General features: G+C 74.3%; 17 protein-coding genes and 3 tRNA genes. 6 read left to right on the forward strand and 14 right to left on the reverse strand.

The genetic code is table 11. The features are described from left to right. The first annotated feature begins 364 nt into the window (after positions 1 to 364). Positions 365 to 928: a class F sortase gene (locus tag AF335_RS02335; protein WP_102916548.1), complete on the forward strand. Its 564-nt coding sequence runs from the start codon at positions 365 to 367 to the stop codon at positions 926 to 928. A gap of 65 nt (positions 929 to 993) precedes the next feature. On the opposite strand, the gene AF335_RS02340 is transcribed toward AF335_RS02335, so the two are convergent. The 6 genes from AF335_RS02340 to AF335_RS02365 all read right to left on the reverse strand — a co-directional run bounded on the left by AF335_RS02340 (position 994) and on the right by AF335_RS02365 (position 3,240). Next, positions 994 to 1,419: an OsmC family protein gene (locus AF335_RS02340; protein ID WP_087928244.1), complete on the reverse strand. Its 426-nt coding sequence runs from the start codon at positions 1,417 to 1,419 to the stop codon at positions 994 to 996. A 162-nt stretch (positions 1,420 to 1,581) separates the two neighbouring features. Continuing rightward, complete coding sequence (locus AF335_RS02345) at positions 1,582 to 2,178, reverse strand: histidine phosphatase family protein (RefSeq protein WP_102916549.1); 597 nt, start codon at positions 2,176 to 2,178, stop codon at positions 1,582 to 1,584. Next, positions 2,171 to 2,560: a thioredoxin gene (gene trxA / locus AF335_RS02350; protein WP_102916550.1), complete on the reverse strand. Its 390-nt coding sequence runs from the start codon at positions 2,558 to 2,560 to the stop codon at positions 2,171 to 2,173. The genes AF335_RS02345 and trxA overlap by 8 nt, the downstream gene beginning before the upstream one ends. A 275-nt stretch (positions 2,561 to 2,835) precedes the next feature. Then, positions 2,836 to 2,909: transfer RNA gene (locus AF335_RS02355), tRNA-Ile, on the reverse strand. Positions 2,910 to 3,089: 180 nt separating this feature from the next. After that, positions 3,090 to 3,162: transfer RNA gene (locus AF335_RS02360), tRNA-Asn, on the reverse strand. A gap of 5 nt (positions 3,163 to 3,167) precedes the next feature. Further along, positions 3,168 to 3,240 (reverse strand) — tRNA-Asn (locus AF335_RS02365). A 210-nt stretch (positions 3,241 to 3,450) separates the two neighbouring features. Between AF335_RS02365 and AF335_RS02370 the strand changes: the two genes are divergently transcribed. Then, positions 3,451 to 3,738 carry a hypothetical protein gene (locus tag AF335_RS02370; protein WP_095583351.1) on the forward strand — a complete coding sequence of 96 codons (288 nt, stop codon included), beginning with the start codon at positions 3,451 to 3,453 and terminating at the stop codon, positions 3,736 to 3,738. 41 nt (positions 3,739 to 3,779) lie between these two features. Further along, a complete protein-coding gene (locus AF335_RS02375) occupies positions 3,780 to 5,204 on the forward strand; it encodes an FGGY family carbohydrate kinase (RefSeq protein WP_102916551.1) in 1,425 nt (474 codons plus the stop codon). Between the two features lie 55 nt (positions 5,205 to 5,259). Here the strand turns inward: AF335_RS02375 and AF335_RS02380 are convergent, their stop codons facing one another. The 5 genes from AF335_RS02380 to AF335_RS02400 all read right to left on the reverse strand — a co-directional run bounded on the left by AF335_RS02380 (position 5,260) and on the right by AF335_RS02400 (position 12,232). Beyond that, complete coding sequence (locus AF335_RS02380; protein WP_102916552.1) at positions 5,260 to 6,456, reverse strand: RNA polymerase sigma factor; 1,197 nt, start codon at positions 6,454 to 6,456, stop codon at positions 5,260 to 5,262. Positions 6,457 to 7,043: 587 nt separating this feature from the next. Continuing rightward, positions 7,044 to 8,963, reverse strand: coding sequence for a DNA primase (gene dnaG, locus AF335_RS02385; protein WP_102916553.1), 1,920 nt, complete (start codon positions 8,961 to 8,963; stop codon positions 7,044 to 7,046). A 30-nt stretch (positions 8,964 to 8,993) separates the two neighbouring features. Further along, positions 8,994 to 9,479: a GNAT family N-acetyltransferase gene (locus AF335_RS02390; RefSeq protein WP_102916554.1), complete on the reverse strand. Its 486-nt coding sequence runs from the start codon at positions 9,477 to 9,479 to the stop codon at positions 8,994 to 8,996. Then, positions 9,476 to 10,741, reverse strand: coding sequence for an NAD(P)/FAD-dependent oxidoreductase (locus AF335_RS02395; RefSeq protein ID WP_102916555.1), 1,266 nt, complete (start codon positions 10,739 to 10,741; stop codon positions 9,476 to 9,478). The genes AF335_RS02390 and AF335_RS02395 overlap by 4 nt, the downstream gene beginning before the upstream one ends. A gap of 165 nt (positions 10,742 to 10,906) precedes the next feature. After that, positions 10,907 to 12,232, reverse strand: coding sequence for a deoxyguanosinetriphosphate triphosphohydrolase (locus AF335_RS02400; protein ID WP_102916556.1), 1,326 nt, complete (start codon positions 12,230 to 12,232; stop codon positions 10,907 to 10,909). Positions 12,233 to 12,381: 149 nt separating this feature from the next. Between AF335_RS02400 and AF335_RS02405 the strand changes: the two genes are divergently transcribed. Next, positions 12,382 to 13,071 (forward strand): SanA/YdcF family protein, encoded by a 690-nt coding sequence (locus AF335_RS02405; protein WP_102916557.1) that lies wholly within the window; start codon positions 12,382 to 12,384, stop codon positions 13,069 to 13,071. Between the two features lie 335 nt (positions 13,072 to 13,406). Here the strand turns inward: AF335_RS02405 and AF335_RS02410 are convergent, their stop codons facing one another. Both AF335_RS02410 and AF335_RS02415 read right to left on the reverse strand, forming a co-directional pair. Next, entirely contained in the window at positions 13,407 to 14,351 is a 945-nt protein-coding gene (locus tag AF335_RS02410) for a trypsin-like serine peptidase (protein ID WP_244926885.1), read from the reverse strand. Between the two features lie 88 nt (positions 14,352 to 14,439). Further along, entirely contained in the window at positions 14,440 to 15,225 is a 786-nt protein-coding gene (locus tag AF335_RS02415) for a sulfite exporter TauE/SafE family protein (protein ID WP_102916558.1), read from the reverse strand. Positions 15,226 to 15,413: 188 nt separating this feature from the next. Here AF335_RS02415 and AF335_RS02420 point away from each other — a divergent pair, with 188 nt between their 5' ends. Further along, positions 15,414 to 16,331, forward strand: coding sequence for an oxidoreductase (locus tag AF335_RS02420; protein ID WP_102916559.1), 918 nt, complete (start codon positions 15,414 to 15,416; stop codon positions 16,329 to 16,331). 110 nt (positions 16,332 to 16,441) lie between these two features. Here the strand turns inward: AF335_RS02420 and AF335_RS02430 are convergent, their stop codons facing one another. Then, a complete protein-coding gene (locus AF335_RS02430) occupies positions 16,442 to 17,023 on the reverse strand; it encodes a hypothetical protein (protein WP_228773204.1) in 582 nt (193 codons plus the stop codon). Between the two features lie 244 nt (positions 17,024 to 17,267). On the opposite strand from AF335_RS02430, the gene AF335_RS02435 reads away from it, so the two are divergent. Continuing rightward, entirely contained in the window at positions 17,268 to 19,148 is a 1,881-nt protein-coding gene (locus AF335_RS02435) for an APC family permease (RefSeq protein WP_102916560.1), read from the forward strand. The last annotated feature ends 1 nt before the right edge of the window (position 19,149 follow it).

Raw genomic sequence — 19,149 nt, forward strand, 5'->3', positions numbered from 1 at the left:
CCCGGAACCGGGACTGGCGCCCCGGGCCCCTTCCGCGCTGACGCGCGGTGGCCTCAAACGCCGGCCGGGCTGGATTTTGCCCCTGTCCGAGCTCGGCTTTCCCCCGGCCCCGGGCAACAACCTCCCAGCCCGGCCCCGGGCAACAACTCAGCCCGTCCGGCGATTGAGGACCGGGGTCCGGGGCGGAGCCCCGGTATCGGGAAGGGGCGGGTAGGGGAAAAAGCCCCACGCAGCGGCACCCCGCACCCGCCCACCCCTCCTCCTTTAGGCCGAGGCGGACTGGCCGTTTACCCGAAGCGCACCCCCGCCCGCCCTCCTAGCGTGGAAACCCGCCCGCCCCACCCGCCCACCCCAGACGGACCCCATGCGCACCAGAACCCTCACCGCCACCCTTCTCCTCACCCTCACCGCCCTGCTCACCGGCTGCTCCCTCACCGGCAGCACCCCGGGCAACGGCGAAGCCAGCGGCACCCCCGCCTCCGCCGAGGAGCCGTCCCGGGTGTCGATCCCGTCCATCGGCGTGGACAGCGCCCTGCTGCGCCTCGGTCTGAACGGTGACGGCACCGTGCAGGTGCCGCCGTCGGAGAAGGGGATGACGGCGGGCTGGTACACCGGCGGCGCCGAGCCGGGGACGCCCGGGGCGGCCGTGATCATCGGGCACAACGACACCCGCGCGGGCAAGGCCGTCTTCCACGATCTGGGGAAGGTCGGCGAGGGGGCGGCCGTGGACGTCGAGCGGGGTGACGGGAAGGTCCTGCACTTCACCGTCACGGGCACCGAGAAGGTCGGCAAGAGCGCCTTCCCGACGCGGAAGGTCTACGGGGAGACGTCCGAGCGGGCGCTGCGCCTGGTCACCTGCGCGGGCGACCTGGACCGGAACGGCCACCCGGTGGAGAACCTGATCGTTTACGCGACCCTGAAGTCGTAAGGCACACGGCTTCGGGGCCGGTGGAGCGCCCTGAGGCGTCCCACCGGCCCCGGTTACGGACCGGCTCAGACCAGCTCGGCCGTGAGCGTGATCGTCGTACCCGTCAGCGCCTGGCTGACCGGGCAGTTCTTCTTGGCGTCCTCGGCCGCGGCGGCGAAGCCCTCGGCGTCCAGGCCGGGGACCTCGGCGCGGACGGTCAGGTGGATGCCGGTGATGCCCTCGCCGGGCTGGAAGGTCACGTCGGCCTTGGTCTCCAGGCGGGTGGGCGGCGTGCCGGCGCCGGCCAGGCCGTGCGAGAGCGCCATGGAGTAGCAGCTGGAGTGGGCGCCCGCGATCAGCTCCTCGGGGCTGGTCTTGCCGTTGGCCTGCTCGGCGCGGGACGGCCAGGAGACCGGCTGGGAACCGATGCCGGACGAGTCGAAGGTGACGGTGCCGCTGCCCTTGAGCAGGTCACCTTCCCAGACGGTGTGCGCGGTGCGGGTCGTGGCCACGAGGACATCCCTCCATAGGAAAGAAATTGATCATATGAAGACCGGGGGTGGTCGGACCACCGCCCCCGATCACCGGCCCGGCCCCGATCATCGGCCCGGCCCCGCCCGGGGCCCGGTTCCGACACGCTCGGCGGAACCACCGGGGTGGGGCCGGGGGCGGCGTCAGGCCGAGGGCAGGTTCCAGGCCACGAGCGCGGGCCGGCCGTGCTCGGTGCCGATGCGGCTCACCGTAGCGGTGTCGAGCCGGAAGAGGGCACCGGCCGTGGCCGGCAGTCCGAGTCTGCGGGCCGTCAGGACGCGCAGGAAGTGGGCGTGGGCCACCAGGGCGACGTCCGGGCCGTCCGGCTCCGCCAGCCAGGGGGCGATCCTGGCCAGCACCCGGTCGGCGCGGGCGCCGACCTGGGCGGCGGTCTCCCCCGGGTGCCCGGCGTCCCCGGGGACGACGCCGTCGTCCCACAGGTACCAGTCGGGGCGGGTGCGGTGGATCTCGTCGGTGGTGACGCCCTCATAGCCGCCGTAGTCCCATTCCCGCAGGTCGGGATCGGGCTGCGGATCGAGGCCCGCCAGTTCGGCGGTGCGCAGGGCGCGCTTCAGCGGGCTGGCGAGCACCGGCCCGACCGTGCGCCCGGCGAGCAGCGGCCGGAGCGCCTCCGCCTGCCGCTCGCCGTGCTCGGTCAGCGGGATGTCGGTGAGCCCGGTGTGCCGTCCGGTGCGGCTCCACTCGGTCTCCCCGTGCCGGATCAGGAGCAGCTCACTCACCGGTGGGCTGCGCCTTCGCCTGCTGCTCGGCCACGGAGGCGCGCACCTCGTCCATGTCCAGGGCGCGGGCCTGCCGGATGACGTCCTCCAGCGCGGCCTCGGGGAGGGCGCCGGGCTGGGAGAAGACCGCGATGTTGTCCCGCACGATCATCAGGGTGGGGATCGACCGGATCTCGAAGGAGGCGGCCAGCTCGGGCTGCGCCTCGGTGTCGACCTTGGCGAACACCAGGTCGTCGTGGCGCTCGGCGGCGCCCTCGTAGACCGGCGCGAACTGCCGGCAGGGGCCGCACCAGGCGGCCCAGAAGTCGATGAGCACGAACCCGTTGCCGGAGACGATCTCGTCGAAGTTGTCCTTGGTGAGCTCCACCGTGCTGCTGCTCATGTACGGCTACCTGCTTCCGGTCTCGTGGCGTCGAGTGGCCCAGCAGCGGCAACAGGCCGCCACCGGGACGTATTCCTCCGAGCCCGGCACCTGCCCACCACCGCCGGTTTCCGAACGGACTCCCGTGGGACCTCGCGTACGGACCGGGCGCGGGCACCGGAGCCGTGCCGGGGACCCGCCCGCTCCGCCCCGGAAACACGAAACCCCGGCCGGTCGAAACCGGTCGGGGCACCGAAGACGCTGGTTGCATCGTTTCTGCACCAACGACGCGTGAGTGGGGCGGGTGGGACTCGAACCCACGGCCGACGGATTATGAGTCCGCTGCTCTAACCGGCTGAGCTACCGCCCCGTTCACGGCGCGTCGCGCACATCTGTGCGCGCCGTCTGCCGCAGCATAGCCGCTCATACGATCTGCTGCCCCTGAGGGTCCGCATTGCGTGACCGACCTGACCATGAGGACTTCGATCACGACCGGATGGTTCCCTCCGGGTACGAAAAAAGGACCCCTTTCGGGGTCCTTCTTCGTTTGCTCCTCCGACTGGACTCGAACCAGTAACCTGCCGGTTAACAGCCGGCTGCTCTGCCAATTGAGCTACAGAGGATCGCGCTCCCCCGACTGGACTCGAACCAGTAACCTGCCGATTAACAGTCGGCTGCTCTGCCAATTGAGCTACAGGGGATTGCTGCGGTTGCCTCGAATGCACTGTCGACCGGGGTTCCGGGCGGCGTGCGCTCGCTGCGACACATACATTAGCGCAAGCAGGGGGGTGCTCCGCCAATCGGTGCCCCGGGAGTGACCTTCGCACCCGGCGGGTAGGCGCGGAGCACAGCCCGCCGGCCTCCGCGATGACGTGTGGGGCACGAGGGATCCGAGGGAAGGGTGGAGCGTGATGCGCTACCGGCTGACGTTCATCATCGGAGCAGCCGTCGGGTACGTACTCGGCACGCGGGCCGGCCGCGAGCGGTACGAGCAGTTGCGCAAGGGGGCACAGCGGGTGGCCCAGAACCCGGCGGTGCGCAATACGGCGGAGTCCGCCGCGCAGAACGGCCGGGCCCTCGCCTCCCGGGCCCTCGACCGGGTCGGCGACCGGCTGCCGGGCCCCGTGAGCGAGCGGGTCCGCTCGCTGCGCGAGCAGCGCGCGGCCACCGAGGACGACTGGGGGACGAGCAACACCTGACCGGTGCTGGACGGCCGGCCGGGGTTTGGCAAAATCACCGCATGGGCATAGTCGCCGGGCTGGACAGTTCCACCGAGAGCACACGGATCGTCGTCTGCGACGCGGACACGGGGGCCGTGCTCCGGCAGGGGTACGCCCCGCACCCCACCACCTCCGAGGGCGATCCACAGGCGTGGCTGATGTCACTGGGCGAGGCCGCCGCCGGGGGGCTGCTGGAGGGCGTGCAGGCCATCGGCGTCTCCGCGCAGCAGCAGGGGATGCTGACCCTGGACGCGGGCGGGGTGCTCGTCCGGCCCGCCCTGCTGGGCAACGACAAGCGGATGCAGCCCGCCGCCGCCGACCTCACCGACGCGCTGGGCGGCCGGGCCGCCTGGGCGCAGGCCGTGGGGTCGGTGCCGCAGGCCGGGCAGGCGGTGGCGAAGCTGCGCTGGCTGGCGCGGAACGAGCCGGAGTCCGCGCGCCGGACGGCCGCCGTGCTCCAGCCGCACGACTGGCTGGTGTGGCAGCTGCTGGGCCGGCCGGTGCGGCGTACGACGGACCGCGGCGACGCCTCCGCGACGGGCTACTGGTCGGCGGCGACCGGCTCCTGGCGGCCGGACCTGGTGGAGCTGGCGCTGGGCCGCCAGGTGGCGCTGCCGGACGTGCTGGCGCCCGCCGAGCCCGCCGGGCACACCCCGGAGGGCCTGCTGATCTCCGCGGGCACGGGCGAGACGATGGCGGCGGCCTTCGGGCTCGGCGTCGGCCTCGGCGACGCGGTGGTCTCGCTCGGGGCCTCCGGTTCGGTCTTCGCCGTGCACCACGAGGCACTGGCGGACCCCACGGGCACCATCATCTCCTTCGCCGACGCGACCGGCATGCACCTGCCCGTGGTGCACACGCTGAACGCCGTGCGGGTGCTGCGCGGCACGGCGGAGCTGCTGGGCACGGACCTGGCGGGCCTGTCGGAGCTGGCGCTGCGGTCCTCGCCGGGGGCGTACGGGCTGGTCCTGCTGCCGTACCTGGAGGGTGAGCGGACCCCGCACCTGCCGCACACGGCGGGCACCCTGTCCGGGCTGCGGCGCGAGAGCATGAAGCCGGAGCACCTGGCGCGGGCGGCCTTCGAGGGCATGCTGTGCGGTCTCTCGGACGCGCTGGACGTGCTGCGTTCGCGCGGTGTCCCGGTGCGCCGGGTGTTCCTGCTGGGCGCCGCCGCGGAGCTGCCCGCCGTGCAGGCGGTGGCCCCGCAGCTGTTCGGCACGCAGGTCGTCGTCCCGCAGCCCGCGGACTACGCGGCGCTGGGCGCGGCCCGGCAGGCGGCGTGGGCGCTCGGGGTGCAGCACGGGCGGCTGTCCCCGCAGCAGCCCCCGCTGTGGCCCGCGGCGGCCAGCCAGGTGTTCGAGCCGGGCGAGGACCTGCCGGTGGGCCAGGCGGTGCGGCAGCAGTACACGACGGTGCGCGAGCAGACCCACCCCGGGGCCTTCCAGTAGGCCCTGCGGGGCCGTTCGCGGGAAGCGCGCGACTGACGGGCCCGGCCCCGGCCCGTCAGTCGAGGTAGCCGCGCAGCTGGTCCGCGAAGGCGTGGTCGCGGAGCTTGTTGAGGGTCTTGGACTCGATCTGGCGGATGCGCTCACGGGTGACGCCGAAGATCCGGCCGATCTCCTCCAGGGTGCGGGGGCGGCCGTCGACCAGGCCGTACCGCAGCTGGACGACCTTCCGCTCGCGTTCGCCGAGGGTCGACAGGACGGCCTCCAGGTGCTCGCGGAGCAGCAGGAAGGCGGCCGATTCGACGGGTGAGGCGGCGTCGCCGTCCTCGATGAGGTCGCCGAGGGCGACGTCGTCCTCCTCGCCGACGGGCGCGTGCAGCGAGACGGGCTCCTGGGCGAGCCGCAGGACCTCGCTGACCCGTTCCTGGGTGAGGTCGAGCTGGGCGGCGACCTCCTCGGCGGTGGGTTCGTAGCCGTGCTCCTGGAGCATCCGGCGCTGGACCCTGACCACGCGGTTGATGAGCTCGACGACGTGCACGGGGACGCGGATGGTGCGGGCCTGGTCGGCGAGGGCGCGGGACATGGCCTGGCGGATCCACCAGGTGGCGTACGTCGAGAACTTGTAGCCGCGGGCGTAGTCGAACTTCTCGACGGCCCGGATGAGTCCGAGGTTGCCCTCCTGGACGAGGTCGAGCATGGTCAGGCCGCGGCCGATGTAGCGCTTGGCGACGGAGACGACCAGCCGCAGGTTCGCCTCGATGAGGCGGCGCTTGGCCATCCGGCCGAGGACGACCAGGCGGTCGAGGTCGACGGCGAGCTGGGAATCGAGGTCGGGGGTGCTGCCGAGCTTCTCCTCGGCGAAGAGGCCGGCCTCGACGCAGCGGGCCAGCTCGACCTCCTCGGCGGCGGAGAGCAGCGGGATCCGGCCGATCTCGCGGAGGTACTGGCGGAAGAGGTCGGAGGAGGGGCCGCTGGTGTCGGCGCGGGCGGCGTCGGCGGCGCGCTCGGCGGGATCCTGGTCGGCGTCGGGGTCCGGCCGCAGCGTCGTGACACCGCCCCTGCGGGCGGCGGGGCGTGGCTCCGGTGGCGGGTCGGCTCCGGGCGGGGCGTCGGCGGGCAGGCGCTCGGCCGCGGGGGGTTCGGCCTGCTGGGGCACGGCCGGGACCTGCTGGGCGGTCGGCAGGGGCGGTGTCTGGGGCCGGGTGGGCGTCCGGGTCTGCACGGGGGCGACCTCCAAGGTGATCGCTGCTGTGATGGCGGAACGAGAGGGCGCGGCGGTGGCCGGGCCACCGCCGTCCCATGGATCACGTGCGGCTTCGCGGAGGGTTCCGGGTCCCTGCGGCCGGACCTGCCGCGCTCCGAGGACTCAGGCACCGCCCACCAGTGTGGGGTACGACGCGGGCCCGCCACGAGGGGCGTGCGGGTACTTTCTGAGTCCGTTCCGTGACCGGCGGTCACGGAACGGAACCGCGGATCCCGTCGGGTAGGGGCCGGGGCGGCGCGGCTGACGGGAGCGGCCCGAGGGGGGCGGCGTGTGCCGCCGCGCGGGGCTTTTCCTCCGCCCGCCCCTTCCCGGCCGGGGCTCCGGTCCTCGGATTCCCCCGGCTGAGCGGGCTCGGCGAAGTCCGGTGCGGTTCGGCAGCGCCCGAAGGGGCGCGGGGCTGTGACATGGTGCGGCTCCGCCGCGTGGGCGCGACCGGCCACGACGCACCCGCGGACGGTGCACCGGACTTCGCGCGGAGCGCTCAGCGCCGGGAGGTGCCCCCTGGCGGGCTGATTTCCGCCCGTCCGGCGTTTGCGGACACCGCGCGGCAGCGCGGAAAAGGCCGGCGCGGGGCCGGGTCAGAGAGCCGCCGCGCCGCGGTCCTTGAGGGCGCGGCCGTACTGCTCCAGCACCCAGAGTTCGTTCTGCACGGCGGCCAGGTGGTCCGGGGCGGCCTGGCCGCCCAGCCGGACCAGGCCGCCCTGGACCTCGCGGATGCGGCGCTCGACCGCCCGCAGGCGGACCTGGACGAGCTGCATGCCGGCGTAGACCTCGTCCACGTTCTTGCTGCGGATGGCCTCGACGGCGAGCTCGGTGACCAGCTTGCGGACGGTGTCGTCGGGCGCCGCGTCGCGGACGCGCGTGAGATAGCCGTCGGTGGCGCCGGTGACGCCGCCCGCCTCGTCGACGGCGCGGCGCACCAGAACGTACGGCGCGGCCGTGAACTCGTCCTCGCCGTAGGCGTCGAAGGCGGGGGCGACCAGCTCGGGTCGCTGGAGGGCCAGCTTGAGCAGCTCACGCTCGGTGAGCGCGGCGGGGCTCCGGAGGTTGAGCGCGGGGCCGCGGGCGCCCTGCGGCGCCCCTGCGGGCGGGTGTGCGGAGCCCGTGGCGGGGGCGGGGGCCGGTGCCCCGGCCCGGCGCTGGGAGCCGCCGCGGTCGCCTCTCTCGCGGGCCCAGCGGGCCAGCTGGCCCACTCTCATGACGACGAACTGGGTGTCGAGGATGCCGAGCAGGCCGGCGAGCCGTACGGCGTACTGGTGCCGGATGGAGGGGTCCTTGATGTTCGCCACGATCGGCGCGGCCTCTTCCAGGGCCGCGGCCTGTCCCTCGGGCTCCTCGACCGCGTGCCGGGCGACCAGGGAGCGGATGGCGAACTCGAAGAGCGGGGTGCTCTCCTCGACCAGCCGCCGCACCGCGTCGTCGCCCTCGGCGAGGCGCAGCTCACAGGGGTCCATCCCGCCGGGGCTGACGGCGATCTTCGTGCTGGCGGCGAACTTCTGGTCGTCCTCGAAGGCCCGCAGGGCCGCGCGCTGCCCGGCGGCGTCCCCGTCGAAGGTGAAGATCACCTTCGCGCCGGAGTTGTCCATCAGCAGCCGGCGGAGGATCTTGATGTGGTCGCCCGCGAACGCGGTGCCGCAGGTGGCGATGGCGGTGGTGACGCCGGCCAGATGGCAGGCCATGACGTCGGTGTAGCCCTCGACGACGACGGCGCGGCTGGTCTTGGCGATGTCCTTCTTGGCGAGGTCGATGCCGTAGAGGACCTGGGACTTGCGGTACAGCGGGGTCTCGGGGGTGTTGAGGTACTTCGGGCCGTTGTCGTCGTCGCGGAGCTTGCGGGCGCCGAAGCCGATGACCTCGCCGGTGATGTCGCGGATGGGCCACATCAGACGGCCGCGGAAGCGGTCGATGGGCCGGCCGTTGCGGCTGTCCTGGGCGAGGCCGGAGAGGATCAGCTCCTTGTCGCTGAAGCCCTTGCCGCGCAGGAAGCGGGTGAGGTGGTCCCAGCCGGCCGGGCTGTAGCCGACGCCGAAGTGCTGGGCGGCGGCCTGGTCGAAGCCGCGGCTCGCCAGGAACTTCCGGCCGATCTCCGCCTCGGGACTGTCGAGCTGCTCCGCATAGAACTTCGCGGCGTGCTTGTGGGCCTCGACCAGGCGGATGCGCTCGCCCTGCTGGCGGCCGGGGGTGTACCCGCCCTCCTCGTAGCGCAGGGTGATGCCGGCCTGGGAGGCGAGGCGCTCGATGGTCTCGGCGAAGGAGAGGTGGTCGATCTTCATGACGAAGTCGACGGTGTCCCCGCCCTCCTGGCAGCCGAAGCAGTAGAAGAGTCCCTTGGCCGGGCTGACCTGGAAGGACGGGGACTTCTCGTCGTGGAACGGGCAGAGGCCCTTGAGGTTGCCGCCGCCGGCGTTGCGCAGCTGGAGGTACTCGGACACGACGGCGTCGATCGGGACCGCGTCCCGGACCGCCTTCACGTCGTCATCGTTGATCCGTCCTGCCACGTGTGAAGTCTACGGCCGGGCACCGACACCTCAGGCCGCCGGGCGCCCGGGACCCCCTCCGGAGAGCTTGATCGTGAAGACGAGGTGGGGGCCGATGCCCGCCACGGTGAACTCCTCGCCACGGGCGGTGAAGCCGTGGTGCTCGTAGAAGCCCCGGGCGGAGGTGCGGCCGTTGCACCACACCAGGCCGGCGCCGCGGGCGGCGGCCTCGGCGAGGCCCGCCCGCAGGACGGCCGCGCCGTAGCCGAGGCCGCGCACGGCCGGGTCGGCGGCCATGCCGCGGAAGCGGTACGCGGCCTCGCCCGTACCCGGCACCGGCTCGGGGACGAAGGTGACGCAGGCCCGCACCGCCGCCTCCGCGCCGTCGGCCGCGGCGTAGGCGGCGATGTGGAAGGTGCCGGGCGCGGCGTCCTCGGCGAAGACCGCCGAGGACGCCGGGTGCCCGGGGCGCAGCACGGCGTGCCGCAGGGCGAAGACCTCCGCGACGGGCACCAGGGCGGTGCGTATCGCCCTCATGGGGTGATCAGGGAGTCGAGCGGGACGCCGGGGTCGGCGAGGGCGTCGGGGTCCGGCCGGGCGCCGGAGCGGATGAGCTTCTGGATGGGGTCGGTGACATCCCACACATTCACGTTCATGCCGGCGAGGAGGCGGCCCTCGGAGAGCCAGAAGGCGACGAATTCCCGCTTGCCGACGTCGCCGCGGCAGACGACCTGGTCGTACGAGCCGGGGGGCGCCCAGCCGGAGTACTCCAGGCCGACGTCGTACTGGTCGGAGAAGAAGTACGGGACCCGGTCGTAGGAGACCTCCTGGCCGAGCATGGCGCGGGCGGCGGCGGGTCCGCTGTTGAGGGCGTTGGCCCAGTGCTCGACGCGCAGCCGGGTGCCGAGCCAGGGGTGCTCGGCGGCGGCGACGTCGCCCGCGGCGTAGATGTCGGGGTCGGAGGTGCGCAGGGAGGCGTCGACGGCGATGCCGCCGCCGTCGGCGCGGTCGACGAGGGCGAGGCCGGCGGCCTCGGCGAGGGCGGTCCGGGGGGCCGCGCCGATGGCGGCGAGGACGTCGTGGGCGGGGTGCTCCTCGCCGTCGTCGGTGCGGGCGGCCAGGACCATGCCGTCCTGGCCGGTGATCTCGGTGAGGCGGGCGCCGAAGTGGAAGCGGACGCCGTGCTCGCTGTGCAGGTCGGTGAAGAGCTGGCCGAGCTCGGGGCCGAGGACGGGGTGCAGCGGGGTGGGCTCGGCCTCCACGACGGTCACCTCGGCGCCGTAGCCCCGGGCGGCGGCGGCGACCTCCAGGCCGATCCAGCCGGCGCCGGCGATGACGAGGTGGCCGTTGTCCCTGCCGAGGGAGGCGAGGACGCCGCGCAGCCGCTCGGCGTGGGAGAGGCGGCGCAGGTGGTGGACCCCGGCCAGGCCGGTGCCGGGGATGTCGAGGCGGCGCGGTTCGGAGCCGGTGGCGAGCAGCAGCCGGTCGTAGTGGACGCGGGTGCCGTCGCCGAGGCGGACGGTCCTGGCCGCGCGGTCGAGGTGGACGGCCGGCTGGCCGAGGTGGAGCTCGATGTCGGCGCGCGCGTACCAGCCCGGCTCGTGGACGAAGAGGCTCTCGCGGTCGTCCTTGCCGATGAGGTACCCCTTGGAGAGCGGCGGCCGCTCGTAGGGGTGGTCACGTTCGTCGCAGATCAGGATCACCCGGCCGGTGAAGCCCTCCGAGCGGAGGGTCTCGGCCGCCTTCGCGCCGGCCAGCCCCCCTCCGACGATGACGAACGTCTGGTGTGCGTCGACCACTTGCTGCCTCCTCGCTGCCACGCAGTGCGTCTGCGCTACCGCCCCCCGGTCGGAACCGCCCGTGCGAAGGGTCCCGCACGGAGCCGACGGCCGGAAGAGGGACTGTCCCGGACGGTCAGTACCCGCATGGTGCGGGGGAACCACCCGGATTCTGTGGACATTCGGTCACCCTTTTGCCACGGTCCGCCGCCGGGTGAGCCGGGTTCGCAGCGAACGGGCGGAGACATCGGTGAGCGCGGCGATCTGGTCGACGACGGCGCGCAGCCGGCCCGCGTCGTCGTCGGCCGCGGCGAAGAGGGAGCGGAACTGCGGGTCGAGGCCGTCGGGGGCGCCGGCGACGAGGGCCTCGGCGAGCTCGGCGATGACGACGCGCTGGTCGGCGCGGAGCTTCTCCTGGTCCTCGCGCTGGATGACGTAGCGGTCGGCGACGGCCTTGAGGACGGCGCACTCCAGGCGGGTGGCGCGGGGGACGACGAGTTCGGCGCGGTAGCGGGTGAGGCGGCCGGGGCCGTAGGCGGCCCGGGTGGCGTTCTCGGCGGCGAGGCAGAAGCGGCCGATGAGCTGGCTGGTGGCGTCCTTGAGGCGGGCCTGGGCGACGGCCGAGCCGTCGTAGCCGTGCGGCCACCACTCCTGGTCGAGGAGGCGGTCGAGGGCCTCGGCGAGCTCCTCGGGGCCGGCGCCGGGGGCGTAGCGGCGGGCGGCGACGGCGAACACGTCGCGCCGCTCGGGCTCGGCGAGGAGGCAGTTCGGGTCGAAGTGGCCGGCGTGCAGGCCGTCCTCGACGTCGTGCACGGAATAGGCGACATCGTCGGCCCAGTCCATCACCTGGGCCTCGAAGCTCCGCCGGCCCTCCGGGGCGCCCTCCCGGAACCAGGTGAAGACGGGGAGGTCGTCCTCGTAGACACCGAACTTCGGGGAGGCCGGGTCGGTGGGGTGCCCGCCGCGCGGCCAGGGGTACTTGGTGGCGGCGTCGAGGGCGGCCCGGGTGAGGTTGAGGCCGACGCTGACGGGCTCGGTGCCACCGGGGCGGGTCACGAAGCGCTTGGGTTCGAGGCGGGTGAGGAGGCGGAGGGACTGGGCGTTGCCCTCGAACCCGCCGCAGGCCCGGGCGACTTCGTCGAGCGCGTGCTCGCCGTTGTGGCCGAAGGGCGGGTGGCCGAGGTCGTGGGCGAGGCAGGCGACCTCGACCAGGTCGGGGTCGCAGCCGAGCGCGGCGCCGAGCTCCCGGCCGACCTGGGCGCACTCCAGGGAGTGGGTCAGCCGGGTGCGGGGGCTGGCGTCCCACGCCTGGTCGCTGACGCCGGGGGTGACGACCTGGGTCTTGCCGGCGAGGCGGCGCAGCGCGGCGGAGTGCAGGACGCGTGCCCGGTCGCGCTGGAAGGCGGTGCGCCCGGGGCGTTTGTCGGGCTCGGGCGCCCAGCGCTCCAGGTCCGAGGCGTCGTATCCGGCGAGGCCGGGCTGTTCCGGTGCGGTCCGTGCTGAGCCGTTCATACCCCGACGGTAACCGCAGGGTGTGACAGGAGCGACGGCGTGGGGAGCGGCGGCGGGCTTTCCGGCCGTTGTCGCCCGGGGCCGGGAACCGGGCGGTGACCTGCGACGTTTGTTCCAGGGCGACGGGGAGGTCGAGGAATATGGGTGGCATGGCCGAGCGGGTCCGGCGGCGTCTGCCGAGAACGCGGCGGGGCCGGCGGCGTGCGGTGTGGGCGGTGGTGGCGGGCTGTGTGCTGGCGCTGCTGCCGGTCACCTGGGTGTACGCGGCGGCGGAGCCCCGGGTGCGGGACCTGCGGAGCGTGCCCGCGGCGCCGGTCGCGATGGTGTTCGGCGCCGGGTTGTGGGAGGGCAGGCCGTCGCCGTATCTGGCGCACCGGCTGGACGCGGCGGTGGAGCTGTACAAGGCGGGCAAGGTCCGGGTGGTGCTGGTCACGGGCGACAACAGCCGTGCGGAGTACGACGAGCCGGACGCGATGCGCGCGTATCTGACGGAGCGGGGGGTGCCGGACGACCGCGTCGTCAGCGACTTCGCGGGCTTCGACACCTGGGACTCCTGCACCCGGGCCGCGCGGGTCTTCGGGGTGCGGAAGGCGGTGCTGGTCAGCCAGGGGTTCCACATCCGGCGGGCGCTGGCGCTGTGCGGGGCGGCGGGCATCGACGCGCACGGCGTCGGGGTGGACGCGGTGCACGACGTCACCTGGTACGCGGGTGGCGCGCGGGAGGTCTTCGCCTCGGGCAAGGCGGCGCTGGACGCCCTGGTCCGGCCCGGGCCGCGCTTCCTGGGCCCGCACGAGCCGGGGGTGGAGCGGGCGCTCCAGGACGCGGGGCGCGGGCGCTGACCGGGCGCGGACGGCGGCGGCCGGGGCGATGGGTGACCCGTACGGCTTCCGGGTGAGCGGAGCTACGTTTTCCACCGCCCGGGGCGCGCCCCGGGGGGGGCACTCCCGGAGGTGATGCGGGCGCCCCCCACGATCCCGGGGGCCCGGACACCCGGTCGGCCCGGGTGCGCGGCCTCGCACCACGGTCCGCCCGGCATCGGTCTCACCGCCCGGCCGGACAGGGTGGCCTCCGGCGGCGACCATGGCGGACGTGTCGGCAGGGACGCGGCACGGGGAACTCCCCCACCCGGAGCACGGGCCCGGCGGTGGTGGGTGCGGTCCGCGCCGGCAGGCGGTCAGTCGCGGCGCGGCTCACGGCCGTTGACAGCGTCGAGGTAGAGCCGGAAGATCGCGTCGTCGTTGACCGGGCTGTACGAGATCCGTGAGCCCTCGTCCCCGTCGGGGCCGCCGCCGTTGAGCCCGCCCAGCACGCCGACCAGGTCGCCCGTTCTCGTCTTCTCGTCGAAACGGGTGAGCCAGGGGCTGCCGGAGGTGCCGGAGAGGAAGCCCTCACAGGTCATCCGCTCCTGCTTCCGGTCCTCCAGCCGCTCCGTCAGGGCGGTGCAGCGGATGGCCTGGTCGGCGGGGTCGTCGTCGGCGTCCGGATAGCCGATGACCGTGACCCGGTTGACGTAGCCGGGCGTACGGACCAGCCGGTTGGCGCCCGTGACGCGCTCGATCTGGCGGCCACGGGCGTCCGGCTTGACGGTCGCGAAGGCGAAGTCCAGGTCGGACCCCTCGCCGCTGTCGGAGCGCCGCGGGTCGGTGAACGCCCGGTCCACCGGCCAGACCCCGTACGGCTGCCGGTCGGCGCCCGCGCGGTAGCCCGGCACGAAGACGGCGTCCTCGCCGACGGAGCAGTGGCCGGCGGTCACGATCAGATTGCCCTTGGGGCTGTGCACCACGCTGGCGGTGCAGTGGTGGTCCCGCATGTCCTCGCCGGCGGTGAAGAGGACGCCGACCGAGGGCACCCCGTCGAAGTGGCGCGCGCTGCCGGTGATCCGCTGGGCCTCGGGGGCGGCCGCGCCGCCGCCCGCGCCGTCGGTCCCGGGGGCGGCCGCCGCCCGCTCCGGCCCCCAGAAGCGCCGGGCCTCCGTGCTGGACCAGTTACCGGCCCGGGCGTGCCCGCCGGCGCCCTTCGGCACCGCGGCGGCCAGTGTGACGACATACAGCCCCGCGAGCACGGCCCGGACCCACCGGACCCGCCACCACCGGGAAAAACCCACGTCAAACCCCACCACGTCGGAACGGTAAAGGTAATCGACAGGCTAACCACAAGCACCACGAGCGAACCCTCACCGGTCCGATCAGCTGACGGACGTCACCCGATCAACCGCCCCACTGGTCGTACCCCAGCTTGCAGACGAGCGACACCACGACCACCACCAGCACCCCTCGTACGAAGCCGCTCCCCCGTTTGAGGGCCGCCCGCGCGCCGAACGCGCCGCCGGTGAGGTTGCACAGGGCCATGGGCGCCGCCAGCTGCCAGAGGACGGAGCCGTGCAGCGAGAACGTCACCAGCGCGCCCACGTTGGTGCAGACGTTGACGATCTTGGCGGTGCCGGAGGCCGCGACCAGGTCCATGTGGAGGATCCCGGCGAGGGCGATGACCAGGAACGTGCCCGTGCCGGGGCCTATGAGCCCGTCGTAGAAGCCGATGCCCAGCCCCGCCACGAGGATCGCCACCAGCACCCGGCGGCGGCTCACCGGCGCGGCGGTGTCCCCGGCCGTGCCGAAGGACGGCCGCAGCAGGAGGAAGGCGAGGACGGCGAGCAGCACCCCCATGATCAGCGGGCGCAGCACGGCGCTGTCGATGCCGGCCGCGAAGAAGGCGCCCGCCAGCGAGCCGCCGAGGGCGGCGAGGCCGATCCGGACGGCGGTGCGCAGGTCCAGCCGGGCGCCGCGGACGTAGGAGACGGCCGCCGCGGACGTGCCGCAGATGGCGACGGCCTTGTTGGTGCCGAGGACATGGGCGGCCGGGATGTGCGGCAGGGCCACCAGCAGGGCGGGCAGCTGGAGCAGCCCGCCGCCGCCCACCACGGCGTCGATCCATCCGGCGGCGGCCGCGGCGAGGCAGAGCAGGAGCAGTGTCGTCAGCGATATGTCGTGGACCACTGGGGGGATCGTACGGGGTTTCCCAACTGGGTTGGAGCGGCCGGGCGGTGGGGCGTGGGCGGCTCCGGCGGGGCCGATGCGGGGACGGGCCCCGTGGCACGGCCCGTGGGCGGCACCCTTCGCCTAGGCTGTGCCCGCAGGCTACTGACGCGTACGACCCGTACCGACGGCAGAGGAGCGCGGCGGACGTGAACGGCTGGACCGCGAACGACATCCCCGACCAGAGCGGCCGCACGGCCGTGGTGACCGGCGCCAACAGCGGCATCGGCCACGCCACGGCCCTGGAGCTCGCCCGGCACGGCGCGAAGGTGGTGCTGGCCTGCCGGGACGCCGCCCGGGGCAAGGCGGCCGAGGAGCGGATCCGGGCGGCGGCGCCGGGCGCGGAGGTGCGGTTCGCGCCGCTGGACCTGGCGGACCTGGCGTCCGTACGGGAGTTCGCCGAGGACCTCCCCGACGACCGGGTGGACCTGCTCGTCAACAACGCCGGGGTGATGGCGCTGCCGGAGCGCAAGACGGTCGACGGCTTCGAGATGCAGTTCGGCACCAACCACCTGGGGCACTTCGCGCTGACCGGGCTGCTGCTGCCGCGCCTGCGGGAGGCCGGCCCCGGGGCCAGGATCGTCACCCTGTCCAGCGGGCTGCACGTCCTCGGCACCGTCGACCCGCGCGACCTCCATATGGAGCACCGCTACCGCCGGTGGATCGCCTACGGGCGTTCCAAGAGCGCGAATCTGCTCTTCACGCATGAGCTGGCGCGCCGGCTCGGCGCGGCGGGCTCGCCGGTCGTGGCCGCCGCCGCGCACCCCGGCTACGCCTCGACGAACCTCCAGACCGCGGGCGTCCGCATGGAGGAACGGGCCCTGGCGGAGCGCGGGGTGGAGCTGCTGAACAGCGCTGTCGCGCAGAGCGCGGCGGAGGGGGCGCTGCCGGTCCTCCACGCGGCCACGGCCCCGGACGTCCGCCCGGACGACTTCTTCGGCCCCCGGCTGCTGATGTGGCGCGGGGCGCCGGCGCGGTCGTGGCGGGCGAAGTGGACCCTCGACGACCGCGCGAGCGCGGGCCTGTGGGCGGTGTCGGAACGGCTGACGGGGGTCGGTTACCTCTGACACGGGCAACCACATTCCAGCCCGTCCGGCGCTTGAGGACCGGGGTCCGGGGCGGAGCCCCGGAAGCGGGCAGGGTCGGGCAGAAGGGTCGGGCAGGGGACAGACCCGCCCTACCCCAGCCCCGCCCTCTCCAGCAGCTCGCGCGCACCGTCCCCGTCCACCCGCTCCCCCACCGCCAGCAGCACCGGCGCCCCCTCGCGCAGCAGCCCGCTCCGCCGGGCGCACCGCGCCCCCGCGTCGAGCTGGTGCCAGAGCAGCGGGTTCGCGATCAGCACCTGAGGGTCCAGTTCCACCCGGCCGCCGCCCACGTCGCGCAGGACCAGCCGGGGGGTGATCCCGTCCGACCGCCGGACCTGGGTGAGCAGGTCGGTGCGTACGCGCCGCTCGCGCAGCAGCCCCTTGGTGGCCAGCCAGCCGTCGCCCGCGGTGACCCGCTGCGGCAGCAGCACGGCGAGGAAGAGCGCGCCGAGGCAGGCCCAGCAGCCGCCGCGCCAGCCGTCGAGGGCGCCCCGCGCCAGGTCGATGGAGACCAGCACGCCGGCCAGGCCCAGCCCGCACAGCCAGGCGGCCCGTGCCTCGCCGCGCCATTCCCGGTTCCGGGCGAGCACCCGGCCGGCCGTCGGCGGCGCGCCCGGCCGCCCGTGCGCCGTCCGCCCGTGTGTCCGCACCCGCAGATGCTGTCGCCGTCCCATGGCCCGGACGCTAGGACCGCGACGGCGGCCGCGCGCCGGATGTTGATGCCGATCTGACGCCACAGCGCCCAACTCTGACGGCGCTCTGACGCGAAGCACATCCTTCGGCGTCAAGAACGCGTGAAGATCCCGCCAAATCGCGCCAAGGCGGCGCAAAGGCCGGACGCCCCGCCGCGCGGGCGGGCGCAACCTGAGCACCTCGGGCCGCACGGAGCGCGGCCCATCGCCCAGGAGGTACCCCCACATGTCCACGCCGGCCAAGACGGACGACCGGCCCGCGCTGCCCGCCGGGTCCGGCGAGGAACCGCCCGATACCGGGGCCGGGCGCCCCTCCGACGACAAGCACCGGCTGACCGCGACCCAGGGCCTGGCCGCCCTGTCGCTGGACGCCATGGCGTCCGTGGCCTACGGGCCCGAGGCCATCGTGCTGGTGCTGGCGGCGGCGGGCGCGCACGGCCTCGGTTTCACCCTTCCGGTCACGCTCGCCATCGCGGCGCTGCTGGCCGTGCTCGTCGCCTCGTACCGGCAGGTCATCGCGGCCTTCCCGGACGGCGGCGGCAGCTACGCGGTCGCGCGGCGGCACCTGGGCCGGCGCACCGGCCTGGTGACGGCGGCGTCGCTGGTGCTGGACTACGTGCTGAACGTGGCGGTGTCGGTGACGGCCGGCGTCGCCGCCCTCACCTCCGCCGTGCCCTCCCTCTACGACGACCGGCTGTGGATCTGCCTGGGCGTGCTGGCCCTGGTCACCGCGGTGAACCTGCGGGGCATCGTGGAGTCGGCGAAGGCGTTCCTCGTGCCGACCGCCGTCTTCGTCGGGTCGATCCTGGTCATGATCGTGGTGGGGCTGTTCCGGGACGCCCCGGCCGGCACGGAGGCGGCGGCGGGCCACGCCTCGGCGCTCTCCGGCAACGCCACGACCGTCGGCGCCCTGCTGCTGCTCAAGGCGTTCGCGGCCGGCTGCTCCGCGCTGACCGGCGTCGAGGCGGTGGCCAACGCGGTGCCGTCGTTCCGCGCCCCGGCCCCCCGGCGGGCCCAGCGCACGGAGGTCGCGCTCGGCGCGCTGCTCGGTGTGATGCTCGTCGGCCTCTCGGTGCTCATCGGCCGCTTCCACCTCCAGCCCGTCGAGGGCGTCACCGTGCTGGCCCAGCTCGCGGACGCGTCACTCGGCCACAACGCGGCCTTCTACGTGGTGCAGTTCGCGACCGTCGTGCTGCTGGCGCTGGCCGCCAACACCTCCTTCGGCGGGCTGCCGGTCCTGATGGGCCTGCTGGCCCGGGACAACTACCTGCCGCACGTCTTCGGCCTCAAGGCCGAGCGCCAGGTGCACCGGCACGGGGTGCTCGCCCTCGCCGCCGTCTCCGCGCTGCTGCTGGTGCTGTCCGGCGGCGACGTCAACACGCTGGTGCCGCTGTTCGCGATCGGGGTGTTCGTCGGCTTCACCATCTGCCAGGCGGGCATGGTCCGGCACTGGCTGCGGGAACGTTCCTCCGGCTGGCGGGGCAGGGCCCTGCTCAACGGCTTCGGCGCGGTCCTCACGGGCGTCTCGGCGGTCGTCGTCACGGCGACGAAGTTCACCGAGGGCGCCTGGCTGATCGTCCTCGCCCTCCCGCTGCTGGTGGCCGCCTTCGAGGCCGTCCACCGCGCCTACGGGCGGATCGGCGAGCGGCTGGGGCTGGGCCGGGTACCCGAGGCGCCGCACCGCTGCCGGTCCGTGGTCGTCGTGCCCGTCTCGTCGCTGTCCCGGCTGACCAGCAAGGCGCTGACCTCCGCCGTGTCGCTGGGCGACGAGGTGCTGGCGGTGACCGTCACCCAGCCCGACGCCGAGGGCCGGCGGGCCGCCGAGTCGCTGCGCCGCGACTGGGAGCTGTGGAACCCGGGCGTCCCGCTCGTCGAACTGCCGGCCCCCACCCGCGCCCTGGGCCGCCCGATCGTGGAGTACGTACGCGCGCTCGGGGACCGGCACCCGGACGACCGGGTCACGGTCCTGATCCCGGAGGTCGAACCCGCCCGGCTGTGGCAGCGGATGCTGCAGAACCAGCGCGGCGCGGTCGTCGCCCACGCCGTCCGCCGGGACACCGACGCGGTGATCTGCCGACTGCGGTTCCGCGTCGACGCCCGCGGCTGAC

This window comes from Streptomyces eurocidicus, assembly GCF_002891295.1.
Classification (GTDB): domain Bacteria; phylum Actinomycetota; class Actinomycetes; order Streptomycetales; family Streptomycetaceae; genus Streptomyces; species Streptomyces eurocidicus.